Source organism: Ramlibacter sp. GS1-15, assembly GCF_057785015.1.
On the sequence record NZ_JBYNTU010000002.1, the window covers coordinates 277,720 to 298,211 of the forward strand.

Here is a 20,492-nt window from a genome sequence, read left to right on the forward strand (position 1 = left end):
TTTGGCGCGGCACGCATCCCCTCAATGGATGAGGGATGCCTGCAAACTCCGGGTTTTCGCGTTTATCTTGGTGATTTTCTTCACGGCGATCAATCGATGCGCCAAACTTTTACTGCGAATTACACCTGCTGACAGGGCACGCGCAGCACGAACGACGCGCCGCCGCCGGGCGCGTCTTCGCATTGCACGCTGCCGCGATGGCGCTGTGCGATCGAGCGCACCAGCGCCAGTCCCAGCCCCACCCCGCCGTGGCGCTCGCTCGCGCCGGGCAGGCGATAGAAGGGCTCGAAGATCCGCTCGCGCTGGCCGGGTGGCACGCCCGGCCCGTGGTCGTTGACCCGCAGCACGGCGGACGCACCCTCGCACTTGAGCTCAGCCGTCACGGGCCCGTCGCTGTAGCGGCGCGCATTCTCGAGCAGGTTGCGCACGGCCCGGCGCAGCAGCTTGGCGACACCGTCGACCACGACGCTGCGTTCGTCGGCGCTGGGCACCAGTTCCGCGCCGGTGTGCGCGCACTCCTCGGCGACGAGGCCGGTGAGGTCCACCTGCTCGATCGTGCCGACATCGGCTTCCTTCGCATCGAGCCGGCTGGCCAGCAGGATCTCGTCGACCAGCTGGTCGAGCTCGTTGATGTTGCGGCGGATCTCGTCCTGGAACGAGGGTGACGACGCCGGCCCCATCAGCTCCATGCCCATGCGGATGCGCGCGAGCGGCGTGCGCAATTCGTGAGAGGCGTTCGCGAGCAGGGACTTGTGCGCCTTCAGCAGTGTGTCGACGCGCTCGGCCGCGTGATTGAAGCGCTGCGCGACGAAGGCGAGTTCGTCCGAGCCTTGCTCGTTCATGCGCACCGACAGGTCGCCTTCGCCCCAGCGCTCGACGCCGCGCCGCAGTTCCTCCAGGCGCTGCGTGAGGCGGCGCACGACGGGGTACGCGCCGATCGCCACGGCGAGCGCGACGATGCCGATCATCCACAGGAAGCCGCCGGGCCCGCGCATCCAGCCGCCACCCGGCGGCGGCTCGCCGGGCGAGCGGCGGCGCGGCGGCAGCTGCACGACCAGCTTGCTGCCGTCCTTCATGTCGACATTGAATTCGAGGCCGCGCTGCGGATCGCGCGTGGGTCGCGTGCGGTCCTGGCCGAGGATTTCGCCGGCATCGTTGCGGATGATCACTTCGCGCTCGGGGGCCTGCTCGTTCGACAGCCGCCACAGCCAGCCGAACGCGATGGTCAGCATCACCACGGCCGCGACCACGGCCATCCAGATGCGCAGGTAGAGGGGAAAGCGCCAGCGCGCCTGCCAGGGCGTCATGTCTTGGCGAAATCAGTCCTGCTGCTTGGCGAAGACATAACCCACGCCGCGGACGGTCAGGATGCGCTTGGGGATCTTCGGGTCGGCCTCGATCGCCGCGCGGATGCGCCCCATGTGCACGTCGATCGAGCGGTCGAAGGCCTCGAGTTCGCGCCCCCGCACGGCCTCCATGATCTGGTCGCGCGTGAGCACGCGGCCGGCGCGCTCGGCCAGCGCGATCAGCAGGTCGAACTGGTAGGAGGTGAGCTCCGCCGGCTTGCCGCCCACGGTGACCGTGCGCGCGTCGCGGTCGATCTCGAGCGAGCCGAAGCGCATCACCTTGGGCGCGGGGTGCGCGCCTTCCGTGCGCCGGCGCAGGATGGCGCGGATGCGCGCGAGCAGCTCGCGCGGCTCGAAGGGTTTGGGCAGGTAGTCGTCGGCGCCGAGCTCCAGCCCGACGATGCGGTCCATGGGGTCGCCCTTGGCCGTGAGCATCAGCACCGGGATCTGGCCCGCTTCGCCGGGCAGCGCGCGCACGCGGCGGCACACCTCGAGCCCGTCGATGTCCGGCAGCATGAGGTCCAGGATGACGAGGTCCGGCATGGCGCCTGCCGGCGGGTCCTGCAGCAGCCCGAGCCCGGCTTTGGCGTCGAGTGCGTGCGTCACACCGAAACCGGAACGCTCGAGGTACTCGCCGACCATTTGCGCGAGGCGGGCGTCGTCTTCGATGATGAGCAGCTGCTGCATGGGCCAAATGGTAAGGCTTGCCATGGTCATCAGTGGCGATCACGCGCGCTTGTCGCGGCGGTAAAGTTAGGTAAATGGCTGGGGTATCCGGGACCTCCTTCAGCGACACGATCGCGCTGCAGGCCGCGCGCGACGCGCGGGCGATCGCCATCGTCCAGGGCGAGCAGCGCATCACGTACGGCGAGCTCGCGCAGCGCATCGAGCGCGCGGCGGCGCACCTGGGGAACGGCTCGGGCATCCGTGCCGGCGACCGGATCGCGTGGCTGGGCGCCAACGATGTGGCGCAGCTCGTGCTGCTGTTCGCGCTGGCGCGCATCGGCGCCATCCTGCTGCCGCTCAATTTCCGGCTGGCGCCGGCGGAATGGGACGGGTTGCTGGCGCAATGCACGCCGAAGCTGCTGGTGCACGACGACGCCTGGGCCGCGGCCGCGGGTGAGGCCGCGCGGCGCAACGGGATCGCATCACGGCACGCGCGCGAGCTGGGCGAAGACGGCGGAAGGCTCACCGCGCCCGACCCGGCGCGCGCCGACGCGCCCGTGCTGCTTGTCTTCACATCGGGCACCACCGGGCGCCCCAAGGCGGCGGTCCACACGCAGGCGAACCTCGCCGCCAACATGCGCATTGCCGCGCAGGTGCAGCGCATCGCGCCGGGCGACCGCATCGCCACCATGCTGCCGCTGTTCCACGTCGGCGGCCTGTGCATCCAGACCCTCCCGGCCCTAGGCGCAGGAGCGCAGGTGAACCTGCTGGCGCGGTTCGCGCCCGACGACGCGTTCGACTGCTTCGAACGCGAGCGCCCCACGCTCACGTTGCAGGTGCCGGCGACGATGAAGGCGCTGATCGAGCATCCGCGCTGGGCCGGCGCCGACCTTTCCAGCCTGCGCGCGGTGTGGGCCGGATCGAACCTGATCCCGGCGCCGCTGATCGAAGCCTTCCACGCGCGTGGGTTGCCGGTGTGCAACGTCTATGGGTCCACCGAGACCGGCCCGTTCTCGATCGCGCTGCCGCCGCAGCACGCGATGGACAGGGTCGGTTCCTGCGGCTGGCCCGCCCCCGAGATCGAGGCACGGCTGGCCGAGGCGAAGGACGGCGTGGGCGAACTGTGGGTGCGCGGGCCCAATGTCGTGCAGCGCTACTGGCCCGACGAGCCCGCTTGCGACGGCGACGGCTGGTTCCACACCGGCGACCTCGCCCGGCAGGACGCGGACGGCAGCTTCACCATCGTCGGCCGGGCGAAGGACCTGATCATCTCTGGCGGCGAGAACATCCACCCGGCCGAGATCGAGCAGGCGCTGGCCGCGCATCCCGGCGTGCTCGAATGCGCGGCGTTCGGCGTGCCCGACGCGCAGTGGGGCGAGGTGGTGGCGCTCGCCGTGGTCATGCGGCCGGGCGCCCCGGCGGACGAAAACGAACTGCGGGCGCACCTGGCGGCGCGGATCGCGCGCTACAAGATGCCACGCCACTGGCTGTGGGTGGAGGCGCTGCCCAGGACGGCGCTGGGCAAGGTTCAACGCGGCGCCTTGGCGTCGATGCTCGGACGGCGAGACTGATCAGACGGTGTCGTCGCGCAACGCACGCAGCGGCGCGCGCTTGCGCTCGATCATCCTCAGTTTCGACAGCGCCGACATCGAGCCCTGTCCGGACTTCTGATCGTCGCTCACACGGTGGCTCGCGCGCCGCTCGCGTGGCGCGTCCTTCGCCTGTGCGGCGCGGTCCTCCGCGGGCTTCCTGCCTTCCGCGGATTTCTTGCGGTCATGCGACTCCGCCACTGCCTGTCTTCTTTCGTATGGCCTGATTGCCACCTTGCAATCTAAGGCAGTGTGGATGTGCATGTTGTAAGGACGGGCAGTGCGCGACAGTAGGAGGGCTCCTATGCGCCTTGCGCGGCTGGACGTGTGCTGCGCCACTGCATGCGCCACAGCAGCACGATCAGCAGCAGGGGCGGCAGGGCCGTCAGCGCGGTGCCCAGGAAGGCGATCGCGTAGGCGCCCAGCAGGCCGTGCACCGGCGTGAGCGCATCCACCGTCGCCCCCGAGAAGCCCTTCAGGAACTTGCCGAGCATGGCGTAGGTGGAAGACAGCAGCGCGTACTGCGTCGCCGTGTAGCCGAGGCTGGTCAGGCTCGACATGTAGGTGACGAGCGCCACGCCCGCGAAGGCTTGCGCGAACGAGTCGAGCGCCATCACGGCGGCGAAGGTCGACGCATCGGCGCGGATCCCCAGTAGCGCGAACGCCGCCGTGCCCAGGCCCTCCAGCACCAGCCCGGCAATCAGCGTGGGAAAGAGGCCCACCCGCACCGCACCGATGCCTGCCGCCGCGATGCCCGCAAAGGTGGCGACCAGCCCAAAGGTGCCGCGCACCCAGGCCACCGTGTCCTTCGCGATGCCGAGGTCGTGGTAGTAGGGGTTGTACATGGGGCCCATCACGAAATCGGGCAGGCGGTACAGCGCCACCATCAGCAGCATCACCAGGCCCGCGGCCTTGTGCTTGCCGAAGAAGTCGACGAAGGGCCCGACGATCGCATCGGCCAGGCCGCGCGGGGTCCACAGCGGCGGCTTCTCGTGCAGCACCTGGTCGGCGCGTGCCGGCTCGACCGCGAACAGCGTCGCGACGACGCCGACGCCCATCAGCACGGCCATCCAGCCGTACGACAGTGGCCAGCCGATGCGCGCGGCCATCGCGATCACCAGCGCGTCGGTAATGAGCAGGGCAACGCGGTAGCCGACCTGCGCGGCCGAAGTCATCAGCCCGACCTCGTCGGCATCGCTGGCCGCCTCGATGCGCCAGGCGTCCACGGCGACGTCCTGCGTGGCCGAAGCGAAGGCGGTGAGCAAGGCGAAGGCGCCGATCGCCGCGAGCCCGCCTTCGGTGCCGACCAGCGCCATGCCGATGAGGCCGACGGCCACCAGCAGCTGGCACAACAGCATCCAGCCGCGGCGCCGGCCCAGCCGCCCGAGCAAGGGAACATCGACGCGATCGACCAGCGGCGACCAGTAGACCTTGAAGGCGTAGGCGAAGCCGACCCAGGAAATGAAGCCGATCGCGATCAGGCTCGTGCCCGCGTCGCGCAGCCAGTAGCCGAAGGTGTTCGCCGTGAGCAGGAATGGCAGCCCCGAGGAGAAGCCCAGTGCCAGCATGACGGCGACCTTGGGCTGGCGCAGCTCGCGCAGGACCTCGATCGCCGTGCGCCTGCGTCGCGCAGTCACGGCGGGAGCGGCGGGTTGGCGGTCGTCGGCCATGCCCGGGCGATTATGCGGTCGCGAGCCGGCGCGACGGCCACAGCACGGAAGCGATCGCCACCACCATCAGCGCGACGGCGGCCCAGTCCTGCCAGTGCAGCACCTCGCCCAGCCACAGGGCGCCGCTGAAGACGCCCAGGACCGGAATGAACATCACGCTCAGGGTCGACGCGAGGGGCGGCAGCGAGCGCGCCAGCGAGAACCACGCCGCGTGGGCGTAGCCGAAGATCAGCACGGCGTTGTAAAGGATGGCCCAGGCCACCGGCGCGGGCGGCACTTGCCATTGCGCGTGCTCGAACACCGCGGCCAGCACCGTCATCAAGAGGCCCGCCGCGACGATCATCCAGAACGCGATGGTGAGGGTGGGGGCTTCGATGCGCGTGTGGCGCAGCAGCTGCGTGCCGAGCGCCCACACGCACGCGGCCACCAGCGCGAGTGCCACCCCCGAGGGATGGCCCGCGAGCCCCGTGAACTCGTGCCAGAGCAGCAGGACCACCCCGAGCGCGGCGGCGCCCACGCCGAGCCAGGCCCGCGGCGCGAGCTTGGCCTTGAACATCAGCGCGCCGATCAGCGCCGAGAAGATCGGCATGGTGTAGCCGAGGATCGCGGCACGCCCACTCGAGAGCTGGCGCACGGCGAAGATGATGCAGATGTGCCAGACCAGCATGTTGGTCAGCGTGAGCAGCGCCAGTTCGCGCCAGTCGCGGCGCGCGATCGTGAACGGCACTTTCAACAGCACCATGCCCAGCGCCAGCACCGGGATGCCGAGCAGGATCGAGGCGGCGCGGAAGGTGAGCGGCGGAAAGCCGGTGACGCCGATCTTCATCACCGGCCAGTTGAAGCCCCAGGTGAGCGTGAGCAGGACGAGGGTGGCGAGCTGCTGGCCGTTCAATCGATGCATGGGCCCGCATCCTACAATCACGGCTCATGACCTTTCTCGAGCAGCTGCAGTCCGCGCAGCAGCGCAACCGGTCGATGCTGTGCGTCGGCCTCGACCCCGATCCCCAGCGCTTCCCGGCCGCCCTGAAAGGCGACGCTTCGCGCATCTACGATTTCTGCGCGGCGATCGTCGATGCGACGGCGGACCTGGCGATCGCCTTCAAGCCGCAGATTGCGTATTTCGCGGCCCATGCCGCCGAAGCGCAGCTCGAACGCCTCATGGCGCACATGCGCCGCAACGCGCCGCACGTGCCGGTGATCCTCGATGCGAAGCGCGGCGACATCGGCGCGACGGCGCAGCAGTACGCGAAAGAGGCTTTCGAGCGCTACGGCGCCGACGCGGTGACGCTGTCGCCTTTCATGGGCTTCGATTCGGTCCAGCCCTACCTGCAATACCAGGGCAAGGGGGCGTTCCTTCTGTGCCGCACGTCCAATCCGGGCGGCGACGACCTGCAGGCGCAGCGGCTCGCATCGGTGCCCGGACAGCCGCTGCTGTACGAACATGTCGCGCGGCTGGCGCAAGGGCCGTGGAACACCAACGGGCAACTGGGCCTGGTGGTCGGCGCCACGTATCCGGCCGAGATCGAGCGCGTGCGCGAGCTCGCGCCGACCCTGCCGCTGCTCATCCCGGGCGTGGGCGCGCAGGGCGGCGATGCGGCCGCGACGGTGAAGGCGGGCTGGCGCGCCCAGGCGCCCATCGTCGTCAACTCGTCGCGCGCGATCCTCTATGCGTCGAGCGGCGATGACTTCGCCGAGGCGGCGCGGCGCGAGGCGCAGCGCACGCGCGAGCAGCTCGAAGCGGCGAAGCACTGAGGCTCGACCGGCGGTCCGGAAACGGCGAGCGTGCTTCGTCGGCCGCCGCGACACTGCCTCCATCACCAGGAGGTATCCATGGATTTCAGGATCAAGGGCCTGCCCGCGGCCGAGTTCGCGCATCTCGCGGGGCTGGGCGACGAGCGGTTGCGTGAGCTGGGGGTCGTGCGCATGCACGTCGAGGAGCCGCATGGCGCGCCCGACCGCATCTCGCTGCGCGACGCCGAGCCGGGCGAGACGGTGCTGCTGCTCAATTACGAGCACCAGTCGGCCGCCACGCCGTACCGCTCGCGCCATGCCATCTACGTGGTCGAGGGCGAGCAGCGCACCTATGACGCGGTGAACCGCGTGCCCGACGTCATGCGCCGCCGCCTGCTGTCGCTGCGCGCGTTCGACGCGCAAGGAATGATGGTCGACGCCGACGTGGTCGACGGCGCGCAAGTGGAGCCGTTGATCGAACGGCTGCTCGGCGATGCGCGCACGGCTTACGTGCACGCGCATTACGCGCGGCGTGGTTGCTTCGCCGCGCGCATCGAGCGGGCCTAGCGCCTCACTTGTGGATGTCGGTCTTGTGCTCGATGACGCGACCGACCAGCCCGTAGGCGATCGCTTCCTCGGCCGACATCCAGCGGTCACGTTCGATGTCCTGCAGCACCGTGTCGAGCGGCTTGCCGGTCTCGCGCGCGATCACGCGGGCGACGCGCTCGCGCGCCTTGATGATCTCCTGGGCGTGGATGGCGATGTCGGTCGCCTGGCCGCCCGCGCCGCCGCTGGGCTGGTGGATCAGGAAGCGCGTGTTGGGCGTGCAGTAGCGGCGCTCCTTCGGCACGGCCAGGTACATGTGGGTGGCGGCGCTGCCGACCCAGCCCGTGCCGATCATGTTCACCGGCGCGCTGATGTAGCGCAGGATGTCGTGGATCGCATCGCCCGATTCGAGGTGCCCGCCGGGCGAGCTGACGAGCATGTCGATCGGCATGCTGGAATCGGCATCCAGCGCGACCAGGCGGCGCACGATGTCCGCCGCCGAGCGGTCGGAGATCTCGCCGAACACGAGCACCGTGCGCGACTTGAAGGCTTTCTCTTCGAGGAAGGCGTTGCGCGGCTCGGCCGTGGAGGGGGTGGTTTCCTTGTCTTCGTCGTGCTCTGCCATGGCGGCTCTCCTGGTATTTCGCGAAAACCCGATCATTGCACGACGCGACCTGGCCGGGAACGCGGCGGGGTTTCGTGGCGTCTATGGCGGCACACCCACAAGGAGAACCCTCATGCGCATCCGCACATTCCTCATCGCCCTGCTGGCCGCGCCGGCCTTCGCATTCGCCCAGCAGGGTCCGACCGACCCGCAGATCGCCGCGATCGTGGTCACGGCCAACCAGGTGGACATCGACGCCGGCAAGCTGGCCAAGGGCAAGACCCACAACAAGGAGGTCAAGGCCTTCGCGCAGCAGATGATCACGGACCACACGGCGGTCAACAAGCAGGCGGGCGCCCTGGTGAAGAAGCTGGGCGTCAAACCGGAATCCAACCCCACCAGCGACTCGCTGAAGAAGGGTGGCGACGAGAACATCGCGGCGCTCAAGAAGCTCAAGGGCAAGGACTTCGACAGGGCCTATGTGGACCATGAAGTGGATTACCACCAGCAGGTGCTGGACGCGGTCGACAAGACGTTGATCCCGTCGGCGAAGAATCCCGAGCTGAAGGCGCTGATCGAGAAGGTGCGCCCGGCATTCGTCGCGCACCTCGATCATGCCAAGCACCTGCAGATGCAGATGGGCAAGTGATGCGGCCCGCACTCCTGGCGGCCGCGCTCGCCACCGGCACCGCCCTCGCGGCGAGCACGCACGAAGTCAAGATCGAGGGCATGCAGTTCTCGCCGGTGGAGCTCGCGGTCCGGCGCGGCGACACGGTCACCTGGCGCAACGACGACCTGGTGCCGCACACGGCCACCGCGGCCGGCCGCTTCGATTCGGGCAACATCGCACCGGGCAAGACCTGGTCGCACAAGATGGACAAGGCCGGCGCCTACGATTACATCTGCAGCTACCACCCGGGCATGAAGGGCCGCATCGAGGTGAAATGACAGCGCGCGCCACCACCGTTCCCGAAGGCATCGGCGATGCCGAGCTCGCCGCGCGCGTCGCGGCCGGCGATGGCGCCGCGTTCGAGCTGCTGATGCGCCGCCACAACCGGCGGCTGTACCGGATCGCGCTGTCGGTCCTGCGCGATCCGGCCGACGCCGAGGACGCCTTGCAGGAGGGCTACCTGGCGGCCTACCGGGCGATCGCATCGTTTCGCGGCGAGGCGTCGCTCGCGACCTGGCTGTCGCGCCTCGTGCTCAATCACTGCCTCGCGCGCCGGCGACGCGAGCTTCGCCGTGACGGCATCGTCGCGATCGTCCCCGAGTCGCCGACCACCGAGGGCGTGTCCGACCTCGCGCCGGAGGTCGAGACGCCCGATCGCGCGCTGGTGCGCTCGGAATTGCGCGAGCTGCTGGAGCGCAAGGTCGGCGAGCTGCCCGAAGCCTTCCGCACCGTGTTCATGATGCGCTGCGTCGAGGAGCTGAGTGTCGAGGAGACCGCGGAGCTGCTCGACATTCCGCAGGCCACGGTGCGCACGCGGCACTTCCGCGCGCGCAGCCTGCTGCGCGAATCGCTGGCGCAGGACATCGATGTTGCCGAGCAGGAACTCTTCGGTTTCGACGGCGAGCGTTGCGACCGCATCGTTGCCCGCGTGCTGGGGCGGGTCTTGCACTGAGCCCTACGATGGCGGCCATGCGAGCCGCTTTCTACGAGAAGACCGGGCCGGCGCACGAGGTGCTGCAGCTCGGTGAACTGCCGGATCCGCGACCGGGTGCGGGCGAGGTGCGTGTCAAGGTCCTGTTCAGCGGGGTCAATCCATCGGACGTCAAGACGCGCATGGGCCTGCGCAGCAGCACGCTGGCGTTTCCACGCATCGTGCCGCACAGCGACGGCATGGGCGTCATCGATGCGGTGGGCGCGGGCGTCGACCCGGCCCGTTTGGGCGAGCGCGTCTGGCTGTGGAACGCGGCGTGGGGCCGGGCGTCGGGCACGGCGGCGCAATTCGTCGCCTTGCCGCAGGAGCAGGCGGTCCCGCTGCCGCCGGGCGTGCCCGACGAGGCCGGGGCCTGCTTCGGCATCCCGGCGCTGACGGCGATGCACGCGGTGCTCATGGCCGGCGGCGTGCAAGGCAAGCGCGTGCTGGTGCAGGGCGGCGCGGGGGCGGTGGGCCACTATGCCGTGCAGTTCGCGCGCGAGCTGGGCGCCGCGCAAGTCATCGCGACGACGGGCAGCGACGCGAAGGCGCAACTTGCGCGGGAAGCGGGCGCGCAGCTCGTGATCGACTACAAGCGCGAGGACGTGGCACAGACGGTGTTGCGCGCGACGGGGGATACCGGCGTCGACCGCATCATCGAGGTCGACATCGCGGCCAATGCCGCCATCGATATGCAATGCCTGCGCACCGGCGGCGAGGTGGTGGCCTATGGCAGCGGGAAGTCACCGTTTTCGCTCGAATTCTTTCCGCTGATCTCGAAGAACCTCGAGCTGCGCTTCTTCATCGTGTACAACCTCGAGCGCGAGCAAAGAGCCCGCGCGATCGCGACCCTGCATGACCTGCTCGCGAAGGGCGCGATCCGCCACAACGTGGCGCAACGCCTGCCGCTGTCGCAGATCGCACGCGCCCACGACATGGTGGGACAAGGCACGGCGGGCGGGAACGTCGTCCTGTCGCTCGCCGACCAGGGCTCGCCTTCTTCGGCAGCCCGTCCGTGACGAACATCGGTCAGCCGTGCCGCGGCGGGTGCTCCAGGCGGGCCGTGTGGCCTTCGACCAGCACGTGCGAGCCACGCGCGATCGGCGCGCGCTGTTCGACCGTGCGCATCGTGCCGTCGTCCATGCGGATGCGCATCACGTAGGCGGTGTAGCGGTGGGTGTGGCGCTCGATCTGGTGGCCCGCGTAGGCACCGCCCGCGGCCCCGAGCACCGTGGCCGCGCCGCGGCCGGAGCCGCTGCCGATCTGGTTGCCCAGCACACCGCCGGCCAGCCCGCCGATCGCCATGCCGGGCGTGACGGGCGTGCCGGCGATGCCCTTGGTTTTCTCGGTGCGCTCCACTTTCTGCACCGATTGCACGACACCGCAACGGCGGCACACGTCGTGCGGGGCAGTCTGCTGCGCGAAGGATCCGCCGGCCACCAGGGCGCAGGCGGTGAAGACGAGGGAGGATGTGCGAGTCATGGCCGTGCTCCTTGCTCGACCATAGCCAGCGTCCGGCCCGCCGGCGGTAGGACGCCGCCAGCGAATCGAAACAGCGCGTTCCTACGGCAGCAGGCGTTTCAGGTAGCGCCCGGTGTGGCTCGCCGGGTTGGCCGCGATGGCCTCGGGCGTGCCGGTGCCCACCACCTCGCCGCCGCCCGCGCCACCTTCCGGCCCCATGTCGACGATCCAGTCGGCCGTCTTGATGACGTCGAGGTTGTGCTCGATCACGACGATGGTGTTGCCGGCGTCGCGTAGCTGGTGCAGCACCTTGAGCAGCAGGTCGATGTCGGCGAAGTGCAGGCCGGTGGTCGGCTCGTCGAGGATGTAGAGCGTGCGGCCGGTGTCGCGCTTGGACAGCTCGAGCGCGAGCTTCACGCGCTGCGCCTCGCCACCCGACAGCGTCGTTGCCGACTGGCCGAGCTTGATGTAGGACAGGCCGACATCCAGCAAGGTCTGCAACTTGCGCGCGATCGCCGGCACGGGCTTGAGGAACTCGTACGCGTCCTCCACCGTCATGTCCAGCAACTGCGCGATGTTCCTGCCCTTCCACTGCACCTCGAGCGTCTCGCGGTTGTAGCGCGCGCCCTTGCACACATCGCAGGCGACGTAGACATCGGGCAGGAAGTGCATCTCGACCTTCACCACGCCGTCGCCTTGGCAGGCCTCGCAGCGGCCGCCGGCGACGTTGAACGAGAAGCGCCCCGGGCCGTACCCGCGCTCCTTCGCCATCGTCGTGTCGGCCATCAGCTCGCGGATCGGCGTGAACAGGCCCGTGTAGGTGGCCGGGTTGCTGCGCGGCGTGCGGCCGATCGGCGACTGGTCGACGTTGATCACCTTGTCGAAGTAGTCGATGCCTTCGAGTTCGTCGTGCGGCGCGGGCTCGTCGTGGGAGCGGTACAGCGTGCGCGCCACCGACGCGTAGAGCGTGTCGTTCACCAGCGTCGACTTGCCCGAGCCCGACACGCCCGTCACGCACGTGAACAGGCCCACCGGGAACGACACCGTCACGCCTTTCAGGTTGTTGCCGCGCGCGCCGGTCACGCGCAGCTCCTGGACCTGGTTGGCCAGCGCCGGCGGCGGGGCGGGCAGCCAGGGCGTGCGCTTGCTGGGGACGGCGATCGTCTTCTTGCGCGCGAGGTACTGGCCGGTGAGCGATTCGGGCGCGTTGGCGACTTCCTCGAAGGTGCCCTGCGCCATCACCTGCCCGCCGTGGGTGCCGGCGCCCGGGCCCATGTCGATGATGTGGTCGGCGGCGTGGATCATGTCCTCGTCGTGCTCGACGACGATCACGCTGTTGCCGATGTCGCGCAAATGGCGCAGGGTGGAGATCAGGCGGTCGTTGTCGCGCTGGTGCAGGCCGATGCTCGGCTCGTCGAGCACGTACATCACGCCCGTCAGGCCCGAGCCGATCTGCGAAGCGAGGCGGATGCGCTGCGCCTCGCCGCCGGAGAGCGTTTCGGCGCTGCGGTCCAGCGTCAGGTAGTTCAGGCCGACGTCGTTGAGGAACTTCAGCCGCAGGCCGATCTCCCGCACGATCTTGTCCGCGATCTCGGCCTTCGCGCCGCGCAGGTGCAGCTGCTGGAAGTACTCGAAACTCTCGCGCAGAGTGATGTGATTGATGTCGTAGATCGTGCGCGCGTTCTTGTCTTCTCCGAGCCGGACGTGGCGCGCCTCGCTGCGCAGCCGCGTGCCGCCGCATTCGGGGCAGGGCTGCAGGCTGCGGTAGCGGGCCAGCTCCTCGCGCACGGCCGCCGAATCGGTTTCGCGGTAGCGGCGCGCCATGATCGGCAGCACGCCCTCCCAGGGGTGCTTCCGGGTTGTCTTGCGACCGGCCTGCGCGCCCGACTCGAAGGTGTAGTTGAACTTGATCTCTTCCTCGCCCGAGCCGTGCAGGATGACGTGCTGCAGCTTGGCATCGAGCTCCTCGAAGGGCTGCTCGACGTCGAACCGGTAGTGCTTGGCCAAGCTCTCGATCATCGAGAAGTAATAGGGATTGCGCCGGTCCCAGCTCTTGATCGCGCCGCTGGCGATCGACAGCGACGGGAAAGCCACCACCCGCTGCGGATCGAAGAACTCCATGTGCCCCAGGCCGTCGCAGGCCGGGCAGGCGCCCACCGGCGAGTTGAACGAAAACAGGCGCGGCTCGAGTTCGGCGATCGAGTAGTTGCAGATCGGGCAGGCGAACTTGGCGTTGAACCAGTGCTCCTTGCCCGAGTCCATCTCGACGGCGACCGCGCGCGAGTCGGCCAGGCGCAGCGCCGCCTCGAAGCTCTCGGCCAGGCGCTGCTGGATTTCGGGCCGCACCTTCAGCCGGTCGATCACGACGTCGATGTCGTGCTTCTCCGCCTTCTTCAGTTTGGGCAGCTGGTCGAACTCGTAGAGCTGGCCGCCGACGCGGAAGCGCACATAGCCCTGCGCCTGCATCTCGGCGAAGAGCTCGGTGAACTCACCTTTGCGATCGCGTGCGACCGGCGCGACGATCATCAGGCGCGTGTCCTCGGGCAGCGCGAGCACGGTATCGACCATCTGCGAGACGGTCTGCGACTGCAGCGCGATGTCGTGGATCGGGCAGTAGGGCGTGCCGGCGCGCGCGAACAGCAGGCGCAGGTAGTCGTGGATCTCGGTCACCGTGCCGACGGTGGAGCGCGGGTTGTGCGAGGTGGCCTTCTGCTCGATCGAGATCGCGGGCGACAGCCCTTCGATCACGTCCACGTCCGGCTTGTCCATCAGCTGCAGGAACTGGCGCGCGTACGCCGACAGGCTCTCGACGTAGCGGCGCTGGCCTTCGGCATACAAGGTGTCGAAGGCGAGCGAGGACTTGCCCGATCCCGACAGGCCCGTGATCACCACCAGCTGGTTGCGCGGGATGTCGAGGTCGACGTTCTTGAGGTTGTGCGTGCGCGCCCCGCGGATGCTGATCCGCTGGGCGGCGGCGAGGCTGCCGAGGTACTTGCCTTCCGTGGACGATTTCAATGCCGGGTGCGTCGAAGTGAACCCGACATGATACGGCCCGCGGTCATCCCGGCGAAAGTCAGGAGCCGGCCTTGGCGAAGATGACGACCGAGACGCCGCGCGCCGGCGCGACCGCATCCACGTTCTGGTAGGAGTGCGGCAGGTTGCCGGGGAAGGCGAGCACCTCGCCCGTGCCCAGCTCGAAGGCGTCGCCGGCCACGGTGATCTTCACGCGGCCTTGCAGGCAGGTGAAGAACTCGCGCGTGCCGGGCAGGTGGGGTGTGCCGCCCATCAGCGCGCCGGGCGCGAAGTCCATCACCTCCATCTGCGAATCGGGCACCGGCTCGGGCACCAGCGGGCGGATGGAAACGCCACGGCCCTTGACCTGCAGCGCGACCTGGTCGGCGCTCCAGCGCCGCACCATCGCGCGCGGCGAAGCCAGCAGCTCGTCGATGGGCACGGCCAGCGCCTGCGCGACCTTCACCAGCACCGCCAGCGAGGGGTTGCCTTCGCCGGATTCGAGATTCGCGATGGTCGAGCGCGGCACGCCCGCGTCGCGCGCCAGCATGTCCTGGGTGAGGCCGCGCGTGCGGCGCAGGTTCACCAGGTTGCGCGCCAGGTGCGAGGCGGCGCCGCCGGTCGGTTCTTCACTGCTCATCGCGCGGATTGTCCGCCGGAACGAGCATCTGCCAATGCGTTGGACGCGGCGCTCGCCACGCGGGCAAGGTCTTCCTATCGTGACGGCATGCGAAAGGAAAACACCATGAACCCATTGCAAGGGCGGCGGGTCGCCGTCACGGGCGGCACCTCCGGCCTGGGCCTGGCCCTCGTCGACGCGCTGCACGCCGGCGGCGCACAGGTCGCCTTCATCGCGCGCGATCCGCACCGCGTCAGCGCCGTCGCGCTGCGCCGGCCCGGCACGCACGGCATCGCCGGCGACGTCGCCCGCAAGGAGACGATCCATCCGCTGGCGCTGCAGGTCACCTCGGCGCTGGGGGGCCTGGACATCCTCATCAACAATGCGTCCTCGCTCGGCCCGGTGCCGCTGGCCCCGCTGGCCGATACCGAGTGCGAAGACTTCGAGGCCGCCTTGCAGACCAACCTGCTCGGGCCGTTTCGCCTGACCAAGGCGCTGCTGGGCGCGCTGGCGGCTGCGGCGCGCGAAGGCCGGCCGGCGATCGTCGTGAACATCAGCAGCGACGCCGCAGTGAGCGCTTATCCGGGCTGGGGCGCTTACGGCGCGAGCAAGGCCGCGCTCGCGCACATGAGCCGCATCTGGGACGAGGAGCTGAAGGAGCACGGCATCCGGGTGATCGCGCACGACCCGGGCGACATGGACACGCCGCTGCACGCACTGGCGATTCCCGATGCCGATCCCGCGACGCTCAAGCGCCCGGCGCAGTCGGCGGTCGAGCTGCTCGCGCGCATCGGGCAGGTGATCGCATGAAGGCGGCGAACCGGCCGACCCAGCGCCCGCGCGGCGCCAGGCTGCTCGTCGTCGATGCGGCCGGGCGCACCCGGCACGCCGACCGCGCGCATCTGTCCGATTTCATGCGCGAGGGCGACCTGCTCGTCGCGAACGACGCGGCCACGCTGCCCGCGAGCCTGGCCGGCGTGCACGAGCGCAGCGGGCGGGCGATCGAAGTGCGCCTGGCCGGACGCCGCTCGCTGCGGATCGACGACGTCCATGAATTCACGGCGGTGCTGTTCGGCGAGGGCGACCATCGCACGCCGACCGAACGCCGGCCGCTGCCGCCCCAGGTCGAGCCGGGCGACGCGCTCGCGCTGGGCCCGTTGCGCGCGACCGTGCGGCGCACGCTCGACCATCCGCGCCTCGCGCAGATCCGATTCGCAGGCGACGCCGACACGATCTGGTCCGGCATCGCGCGCCACGGCCAGCCGGTGCAGTACGCGCACATGGCCGAGCCGCTGAAGCTGTGGGATGTGTGGACGCGCGTGGCCGCGCTGCCGGTCGCATTCGAGCCGCCCTCGGCCGGCTTCGTGCTCGACTGGGCGCTGCTCTCCGCCTTGAAGGCGAAGGGCATCGGGTTCGCGACGCTCACGCATGCCGCGGGGCTGTCCTCGACCGGCGACCCGACGCTCGATGCCCGCCTGCCGCTCGACGAGCCCTACCACCTGCCGGCGTCCACCGTGCGTGCGATCCGCGCCACCAAAGCGCGCGGCGGCCGCCTGATCGCGCTCGGCACCACCGTGACGCGAGCCCTCGAGCACGCCGCGTCGCGCGGAACGCTCTCGCCGGGTCCGGACGTGGCGGACCAGAAGATCGGCCCGCACACGCCGCTCGCGCTCGTCGACGTGATCGTGAGCGGCACGCACGAGCCGGGCACCAGCCACTACGAACTGCTGCGCGCGTTCGCGAGCGACGCGGTGCTGCGCGCCGCGAGCGCCGAGCTGGATGCCGGCGGTTATCTCACGCACGAGTTCGGCGATTCGGTGTGGATCGAAGGGGACTTTCGCGGATCGGGGAAAATCGGGATCGGCGGGCCCATGCGGCCCGCTTCCTGCTATCCCCTTCCGTGAACACAGCCACCGTTTCCGTCCCCACCACGAGCATGACGGCCGCCGAGCGCCGCGCCAGCGGCTCGCTCGCGGCCATCTTCGCCGCCCGCATGCTCGGCCTCTTCCTGGTCCTGCCGGTCTTCGTGCTGGAAGCGCAGCGCTACTCCGGCGGTGACGACCCGGCGCTCATCGGCATGGCCATGGGCATCTACGGCCTGACGCAAGGCCTGCTGCAGATCCCTTTCGGCCTGGCCTCGGACCGCCTCGGGCGCAAGCGCGTGATCGTCTTCGGCCTGCTGGTCTTCGCGATGGGCAGCTTCGTCGCCGCCGCGGCGGACAGCCTGCATGGGCTCGTCATCGGCCGCGCGCTGCAGGGCGCAGGCGGCGTCAACGCGGCCGTGACGGCGCTGCTGGCCGACCTGACGCGCGACGAGGTGCGCACCAAGTCGATGGCCGTGATCGGTGCGAGCATCGGCCTGATGTTCGCCGTGTCGCTCGTGGCCAGCCCGATGCTGGCGTCGGCGATCCACCTGGCCGGCCTGTTCGCCGTCACCGGCGCGATGGCGCTCGTCTGCATCGCGGTGGTCCTGTGGTGGACACCGCCCGAGCCGACGCAGCACAAGAACGTCCCGCGCGGCAAGCTCTCGGAAGTCCTGCGCGATCCGGCGCTGCTGCGGCTCGATGCCGGCGTGTTCATCCTGCATGCCGTGCAACTCGCGATGTGGGTGGCCATCCCCGCGCTGCTGGTGCAGGCCGGGCTGCCGAAGGAGCATCACTGGTGGGTGTACCTGCCGGCGGTGGTCGCGTCCTTCGTCGTGATGGGTGCGACCCTGTTCCCGCTGGAGCGCCGCGGCTTCCTGCGCGCGGCGTTCCTGGGCGCCGTGGGGCTGGTGGCCCTCGTGCAAGTGGGCCTGCTCTGGGCGGCGCGCGAGCCGGGGCTGACGGCGCTGGCGTTCCTGCTGTTCGTGTTCTTCTGCGGCTTCAACGTGCTGGAGGCCAGCCAGCCCAGCATGGCCTCGCGGGTCGCGCCGCCGCACGCGCGGGGCGCCGCCCTGGGCGTGTACAACACGCTCCAGTCTGTGGGATTTTTCGCAGGCGGCGCGGTCGGCGGCTGGCTGGCCAAGAACGTTGGGTACCCGGGACTCTTCGCGACATGCGCCTTGCTGATGGCGCTGTGGTTCGTCGTGGCCTGGCCCATGAAGGCGCCCGCGCCGCGCAAGACCGCCGAAGAAGTGCTGGCCGACGACGCTGACGCCCAGGCGACCTAGCGATAATCATCCAATTGCAGGAGGACTCTCCCCATGGCATCCGTCAACAAGGTCATCATCGTCGGCAACCTCGGGCGCGACCCCGAGGTGCGCACCTTCCCCAGCGGCGACCGCGTCGCCAACGTCACCATCGCCACCACCGACAAGTGGAAGGACAAGACCACCGGCGAGATGAAGGAGGCCACCGAGTGGCACCGCGTCGTCTTCAATGGCCGGCTGGCGGAGATCGCCGGCGAGTACCTGCGCAAGGGCTCGCAGGTCTATGTCGAAGGCAGCATCCGCACCCGCAAGTACACCGACAAGGACGGCAACGAGCGCCAGATCACCGAGGTCCGCGCCGACACCATGCAGATGCTCGGCAGCCGCCAGGGCATGGGCGCGCCGTCCTCGCACGACGATGACGACGGCGCCGGCCGCCGCGCCAGCCCGCCGTCGCGTTCGCAGCCGGTGTCCAAGCCGGCCGCCTCGAAGCCTTCGACGGGCTTCGACGACATGGACGACGACATCCCGTTCTGAAGCGTACTGCGGCGCGAGCGTGCCGCCTTGTTTTCGGGGATCAATGCCGACGGTCTGGCCGCCGCGCGCGAGGTGGAACCCGGCCCTCAGGCCCCCGTGCTGATCACGCCGCCGCCCAGGCACACCTCGCCCGCGTACAGCACGGCCGACTGGCCCGGCGTGACCGCCCATTGCGGCTGCGGGAAGTCGAGGTGGAACTCGCCATTCGCGCCGGCCGCGAGCGCGCACAGCGCATCCGCCTGGCGGTAGCGCGTCTTCGAGGCGTAGTCGCCCGCGCGCGGTGATTCGCCCGCGATCCAGCTCGCGTCATCGGCATCCAGCGCGAGCGACTGCAGCCACGGGTGGTCGTGCCCTTGCACCACCCACAAGGTGTTCTTCTCGATGTCCTTGCGCGCCACGAACCAGGGCGCGTGCTCGCCGCCGCCGCGCTGCGCCCCCTTCGCCTTCACGCCGCCGATGCCCAGGCCCTGGCGCTGGCCCAGCGTGTAGAACGACAGGCCCTGGTGCTCGCCGATCACGCGGCCCTTCTCGTCCCTGATCGGGCCCGGTTCCTTGCTGATGTAGCGGTTGAGGAAATCGCGGAACGGCCGCTCGCCGATAAAGCAGATGCCAGTGGAGTCCTTCTTCTTCGCGTTGGGCAGGCCGATCTCCGCGGCGATGCGGCGCACTTCGGTCTTGCGCAGCTCGCCCACCGGGAACAGCGTTTTCGACAGCTGCGCCTGGTTGAGGCGGTGCAGGAAATAGCTCTGGTCCTTGGTCTCGTCCAGGCCCTTGAGCAGCTCGAAGCGGCCCTCGACTTCGCGCACGCGGGCGTAGTGCCCGGTCGCGATCTTCCCGGCGCCCAGGCGCATCGCATGGTCGAGGAAGGCCTTGAACTTGATCTCGGCGTTGCACAGCACGTCCGGGTTGGGCGTGCGGCCGGCCTGGTACTCGCGCAGGAACTCGGCGAAGACGCGGTCCTTGTATTCGGCCGCGAAATTGACGTGCTCGATCTCGATGCCGATCACGTCGGCCACGCTGGCGGCGTCCAGGAAATCCTGGCGCGACGAGCAGTACTCGTCGTCGTCATCGTCCTCCCAGTTCTTCATGAAGATGGCGACGACGTCGTATCCCTGCTGTTTGAGCAGCCACGCGCTGACGGCGGAGTCCACGCCTCCGCTCAACCCGACGACCACGCGAGGCTTCGCACTCATTTGTGCGATTATCCCAGCGCACCAATTCCCCCAATGCTCTACCGGCCCGCCACTCCGCCGTTCCCGCGCGAGCGCATCTCGCCCGCGGCCATGGCGACCACGGCGGCCATCCATGCGGGGCTCATCTGGCTGTTGCTGCAGTACTCGCCGCTGGTGCCGACGGTGCGTTACGTGGTGTACCAGTACGTGCGGCCGATCAGCCCGTCGGCCAACACCAGCCGCGCCATCACCGTGCGACCGCCGACCAGCCCCAGCACCGACATGTCGGTGTTCTCGAACACGCCCGAATCGAGCCTGCCGCTGAAGGCCACGAAGCAATTGCCCGAGACCTTGCAGGCGAAGGAGCCCGCGCCCGCGCCACCGCCCCTCGAGCCCGAGCCGGCGCGCGAATCGGTCAAGCCCCAGCCTGCCGTACCGGCGCCGCCGGACGTAGCGCCGGCCGTGCCGGTGCCCGTGCCGCCTTTGCCGATCCCTCAGCCGCCGCCCGCGCCCGCGCCGGTGCCCGAGCAGCCGCCGGTCCCCGCGCCGGTGCCCATCCCGGCGCCCGCTCCCTTGCCCGCACCGGTTCCCGAGCCCGCACCGGCGCCGGTCCCGGTCCCGGCGCCGGCGCCCCCGCCCGAACCGGTGCCTGCACCTGCCATTCCGGTGCCCGCACCGGAGCCGCCGGCACCGGCGCCTCCCGCGCCCGCACCGACCCCACCGGCGCCGCCCGCGCCGGCACCCGCCCCGGTGCCGGCACCGCCCGCGC

Annotated in this window: 21 protein-coding genes and 1 pseudogene; 12 read left to right on the forward strand and 10 right to left on the reverse strand. The window is 69.8% G+C overall.

Translation table 11 applies throughout. The features are described from left to right. Window positions 1-119: 119 nt before the first annotated feature. Together AC3EF3_RS20355 and AC3EF3_RS20360 are read right to left on the reverse strand one after the other, a co-directional pair. Complete coding sequence (locus tag AC3EF3_RS20355) at window positions 120-1,307, reverse strand: HAMP domain-containing sensor histidine kinase (RefSeq protein ID WP_488534088.1); 1,188 nt, start codon at window positions 1,305-1,307, stop codon at window positions 120-122. Window positions 1,308-1,319: 12 nt separating this feature from the next. After that, window positions 1,320-2,033, reverse strand: coding sequence for a response regulator (locus AC3EF3_RS20360; protein ID WP_488534089.1), 714 nt, complete (start codon window positions 2,031-2,033; stop codon window positions 1,320-1,322). Window positions 2,034-2,107: 74 nt separating this feature from the next. Between AC3EF3_RS20360 and AC3EF3_RS20365 the strand changes: the two genes are divergently transcribed. After that, window positions 2,108-3,583: a class I adenylate-forming enzyme family protein gene (locus AC3EF3_RS20365; protein ID WP_488534090.1), complete on the forward strand. Its 1,476-nt coding sequence runs from the start codon at window positions 2,108-2,110 to the stop codon at window positions 3,581-3,583. Here AC3EF3_RS20365 and AC3EF3_RS20370 read toward each other — a convergent pair whose 3' ends face one another. The 3 genes from AC3EF3_RS20370 to AC3EF3_RS20380 form a co-directional block, all read right to left on the reverse strand. After that, window positions 3,584-3,802, reverse strand: a complete 219-nt coding sequence (locus tag AC3EF3_RS20370; protein ID WP_488534091.1) for a hypothetical protein — start codon at window positions 3,800-3,802, stop codon at window positions 3,584-3,586. It abuts the gene before it with no gap. A 101-nt stretch (window positions 3,803-3,903) separates the two neighbouring features. Continuing rightward, window positions 3,904-5,271 carry an AmpG family muropeptide MFS transporter gene (locus tag AC3EF3_RS20375; RefSeq protein ID WP_488534092.1) on the reverse strand — a complete coding sequence of 456 codons (1,368 nt, stop codon included), beginning with the start codon at window positions 5,269-5,271 and terminating at the stop codon, window positions 3,904-3,906. 10 nt (window positions 5,272-5,281) lie between these two features. After that, window positions 5,282-6,172 (reverse strand): DMT family transporter, encoded by an 891-nt coding sequence (locus AC3EF3_RS20380; RefSeq protein ID WP_488534093.1) that lies wholly within the window; start codon window positions 6,170-6,172, stop codon window positions 5,282-5,284. A 26-nt stretch (window positions 6,173-6,198) separates the two neighbouring features. Here AC3EF3_RS20380 and pyrF point away from each other — a divergent pair, with 26 nt between their 5' ends. Then, window positions 6,199-7,023, forward strand: a complete 825-nt coding sequence (gene pyrF / locus AC3EF3_RS20385; RefSeq protein WP_488534094.1) for an orotidine-5'-phosphate decarboxylase — start codon at window positions 6,199-6,201, stop codon at window positions 7,021-7,023. 78 nt (window positions 7,024-7,101) lie between these two features. Beyond that, on the forward strand, window positions 7,102-7,569 hold the full coding sequence (locus AC3EF3_RS20390) for a DUF1203 domain-containing protein (protein WP_488534095.1): 468 nt from the start codon (window positions 7,102-7,104) through the stop codon (window positions 7,567-7,569). 4 nt (window positions 7,570-7,573) lie between these two features. Here AC3EF3_RS20390 and AC3EF3_RS20395 read toward each other — a convergent pair whose 3' ends face one another. Then, window positions 7,574-8,173: an ATP-dependent Clp protease proteolytic subunit gene (locus AC3EF3_RS20395; RefSeq protein ID WP_488534096.1), complete on the reverse strand. Its 600-nt coding sequence runs from the start codon at window positions 8,171-8,173 to the stop codon at window positions 7,574-7,576. Window positions 8,174-8,285: 112 nt separating this feature from the next. Between AC3EF3_RS20395 and AC3EF3_RS20400 the strand changes: the two genes are divergently transcribed. The 4 genes from AC3EF3_RS20400 to AC3EF3_RS20415 are packed head-to-tail and all read left to right on the forward strand — an operon-like array spanning window position 8,286 to window position 10,811. Next, window positions 8,286-8,801 carry a DUF4142 domain-containing protein gene (locus tag AC3EF3_RS20400; RefSeq protein WP_488534097.1) on the forward strand — a complete coding sequence of 172 codons (516 nt, stop codon included), beginning with the start codon at window positions 8,286-8,288 and terminating at the stop codon, window positions 8,799-8,801. Beyond that, complete coding sequence (locus tag AC3EF3_RS20405; RefSeq protein WP_488534098.1) at window positions 8,801-9,100, forward strand: cupredoxin domain-containing protein; 300 nt, start codon at window positions 8,801-8,803, stop codon at window positions 9,098-9,100. Before AC3EF3_RS20400 ends, AC3EF3_RS20405 begins: the two co-directional genes overlap by 1 nt. Continuing rightward, window positions 9,097-9,774 carry an RNA polymerase sigma factor gene (locus AC3EF3_RS20410; RefSeq protein ID WP_488534099.1) on the forward strand — a complete coding sequence of 226 codons (678 nt, stop codon included), beginning with the start codon at window positions 9,097-9,099 and terminating at the stop codon, window positions 9,772-9,774. Before AC3EF3_RS20405 ends, AC3EF3_RS20410 begins: the two co-directional genes overlap by 4 nt. Before the next feature lie 17 nt (window positions 9,775-9,791). Continuing rightward, window positions 9,792-10,811, forward strand: coding sequence for an NADPH:quinone reductase (locus tag AC3EF3_RS20415; protein ID WP_488534100.1), 1,020 nt, complete (start codon window positions 9,792-9,794; stop codon window positions 10,809-10,811). Window positions 10,812-10,821: 10 nt separating this feature from the next. Here AC3EF3_RS20415 and AC3EF3_RS20420 read toward each other — a convergent pair whose 3' ends face one another. The 3 genes from AC3EF3_RS20420 to AC3EF3_RS20430 form a co-directional block, all read right to left on the reverse strand. Then, entirely contained in the window at window positions 10,822-11,274 is a 453-nt protein-coding gene (locus AC3EF3_RS20420) for an outer membrane lipoprotein (protein WP_488534101.1), read from the reverse strand. A gap of 81 nt (window positions 11,275-11,355) precedes the next feature. Beyond that, window positions 11,356-14,268, reverse strand: a complete 2,913-nt coding sequence (uvrA, locus tag AC3EF3_RS20425) for an excinuclease ABC subunit UvrA (RefSeq protein ID WP_488534102.1) — start codon at window positions 14,266-14,268, stop codon at window positions 11,356-11,358. Window positions 14,269-14,326: 58 nt separating this feature from the next. Next, window positions 14,327-14,905 (reverse strand): helix-turn-helix domain-containing protein, encoded by a 579-nt coding sequence (locus tag AC3EF3_RS20430; RefSeq protein WP_488534103.1) that lies wholly within the window; start codon window positions 14,903-14,905, stop codon window positions 14,327-14,329. Window positions 14,906-15,010: 105 nt separating this feature from the next. Here AC3EF3_RS20430 and AC3EF3_RS20435 point away from each other — a divergent pair, with 105 nt between their 5' ends. Genes AC3EF3_RS20435 through ssb form a run of 4 tightly spaced genes read left to right on the forward strand, consistent with a single transcriptional unit; the run spans window position 15,011 to window position 18,551 of the window. Next, the gene (locus AC3EF3_RS20435) at window positions 15,011-15,694 is read left to right on the forward strand and encodes an SDR family NAD(P)-dependent oxidoreductase (RefSeq protein WP_488534104.1); all 684 of its coding nucleotides are present in this window, start codon (window positions 15,011-15,013) and stop codon (window positions 15,692-15,694) included. After that, the gene (locus AC3EF3_RS20440) at window positions 15,691-16,788 is read left to right on the forward strand and encodes an S-adenosylmethionine:tRNA ribosyltransferase-isomerase (protein ID WP_488534105.1); all 1,098 of its coding nucleotides are present in this window, start codon (window positions 15,691-15,693) and stop codon (window positions 16,786-16,788) included. Before AC3EF3_RS20435 ends, AC3EF3_RS20440 begins: the two co-directional genes overlap by 4 nt. 32 nt (window positions 16,789-16,820) lie before the next feature. Then, window positions 16,821-18,035, forward strand: coding sequence for an MFS transporter (locus AC3EF3_RS20445; protein ID WP_488534118.1), 1,215 nt, complete (start codon window positions 16,821-16,823; stop codon window positions 18,033-18,035). Window positions 18,036-18,068: 33 nt separating this feature from the next. Further along, a complete protein-coding gene (gene ssb, locus AC3EF3_RS20450) occupies window positions 18,069-18,551 on the forward strand; it encodes a single-stranded DNA-binding protein (RefSeq protein WP_488534106.1) in 483 nt (160 codons plus the stop codon). An 86-nt stretch (window positions 18,552-18,637) separates the two neighbouring features. Here the strand turns inward: ssb and mnmA are convergent, their stop codons facing one another. Further along, window positions 18,638-19,744 (reverse strand): tRNA 2-thiouridine(34) synthase MnmA, encoded by a 1,107-nt coding sequence (gene mnmA / locus AC3EF3_RS20455; protein WP_488534107.1) that lies wholly within the window; start codon window positions 19,742-19,744, stop codon window positions 18,638-18,640. 33 nt (window positions 19,745-19,777) lie between these two features. Between mnmA and AC3EF3_RS20460 the strand changes: the two are divergent. Next, window positions 19,778-20,492 (forward strand): annotated as a pseudogene (locus tag AC3EF3_RS20460) (hypothetical protein); the annotation flags it as partial.

Excerpts from the sequence above, each read along its gene's own strand:
- AC3EF3_RS20355 (WP_488534088.1), bottom strand. The coding sequence starts at position 1,307 with ATGACGCCCTGGCAGGCGCGCTGGCGCTTTCCCCTCTACCTGCGCATC.
- AC3EF3_RS20360 (WP_488534089.1), bottom strand. The coding sequence starts at position 2,033 with ATGCAGCAGCTGCTCATCATCGAAGACGACGCCCGCCTCGCGCAAATG.
- AC3EF3_RS20365 (WP_488534090.1), top strand. The coding sequence starts at position 2,108 with ATGGCTGGGGTATCCGGGACCTCCTTCAGCGACACGATCGCGCTGCAG.
- AC3EF3_RS20375 (WP_488534092.1), bottom strand. The coding sequence starts at position 5,271 with ATGGCCGACGACCGCCAACCCGCCGCTCCCGCCGTGACTGCGCGACGC.
- AC3EF3_RS20380 (WP_488534093.1), bottom strand. The coding sequence starts at position 6,172 with ATGCATCGATTGAACGGCCAGCAGCTCGCCACCCTCGTCCTGCTCACG.
- pyrF (WP_488534094.1), top strand. The coding sequence starts at position 6,199 with ATGACCTTTCTCGAGCAGCTGCAGTCCGCGCAGCAGCGCAACCGGTCG.
- AC3EF3_RS20390 (WP_488534095.1), top strand. The coding sequence starts at position 7,102 with ATGGATTTCAGGATCAAGGGCCTGCCCGCGGCCGAGTTCGCGCATCTC.
- AC3EF3_RS20395 (WP_488534096.1), bottom strand. The coding sequence starts at position 8,173 with ATGGCAGAGCACGACGAAGACAAGGAAACCACCCCCTCCACGGCCGAG.
- AC3EF3_RS20400 (WP_488534097.1), top strand. The coding sequence starts at position 8,286 with ATGCGCATCCGCACATTCCTCATCGCCCTGCTGGCCGCGCCGGCCTTC.
- AC3EF3_RS20405 (WP_488534098.1), top strand. The coding sequence starts at position 8,801 with ATGCGGCCCGCACTCCTGGCGGCCGCGCTCGCCACCGGCACCGCCCTC.
- AC3EF3_RS20410 (WP_488534099.1), top strand. The coding sequence starts at position 9,097 with ATGACAGCGCGCGCCACCACCGTTCCCGAAGGCATCGGCGATGCCGAG.
- AC3EF3_RS20415 (WP_488534100.1), top strand. The coding sequence starts at position 9,792 with ATGCGAGCCGCTTTCTACGAGAAGACCGGGCCGGCGCACGAGGTGCTG.
- AC3EF3_RS20420 (WP_488534101.1), bottom strand. The coding sequence starts at position 11,274 with ATGACTCGCACATCCTCCCTCGTCTTCACCGCCTGCGCCCTGGTGGCC.
- AC3EF3_RS20430 (WP_488534103.1), bottom strand. The coding sequence starts at position 14,905 with ATGAGCAGTGAAGAACCGACCGGCGGCGCCGCCTCGCACCTGGCGCGC.
- AC3EF3_RS20435 (WP_488534104.1), top strand. The coding sequence starts at position 15,011 with ATGAACCCATTGCAAGGGCGGCGGGTCGCCGTCACGGGCGGCACCTCC.
- AC3EF3_RS20440 (WP_488534105.1), top strand. The coding sequence starts at position 15,691 with ATGAAGGCGGCGAACCGGCCGACCCAGCGCCCGCGCGGCGCCAGGCTG.
- AC3EF3_RS20445 (WP_488534118.1), top strand. The coding sequence starts at position 16,821 with ATGACGGCCGCCGAGCGCCGCGCCAGCGGCTCGCTCGCGGCCATCTTC.
- ssb (WP_488534106.1), top strand. The coding sequence starts at position 18,069 with ATGGCATCCGTCAACAAGGTCATCATCGTCGGCAACCTCGGGCGCGAC.
- mnmA (WP_488534107.1), bottom strand. The coding sequence starts at position 19,744 with ATGAGTGCGAAGCCTCGCGTGGTCGTCGGGTTGAGCGGAGGCGTGGAC.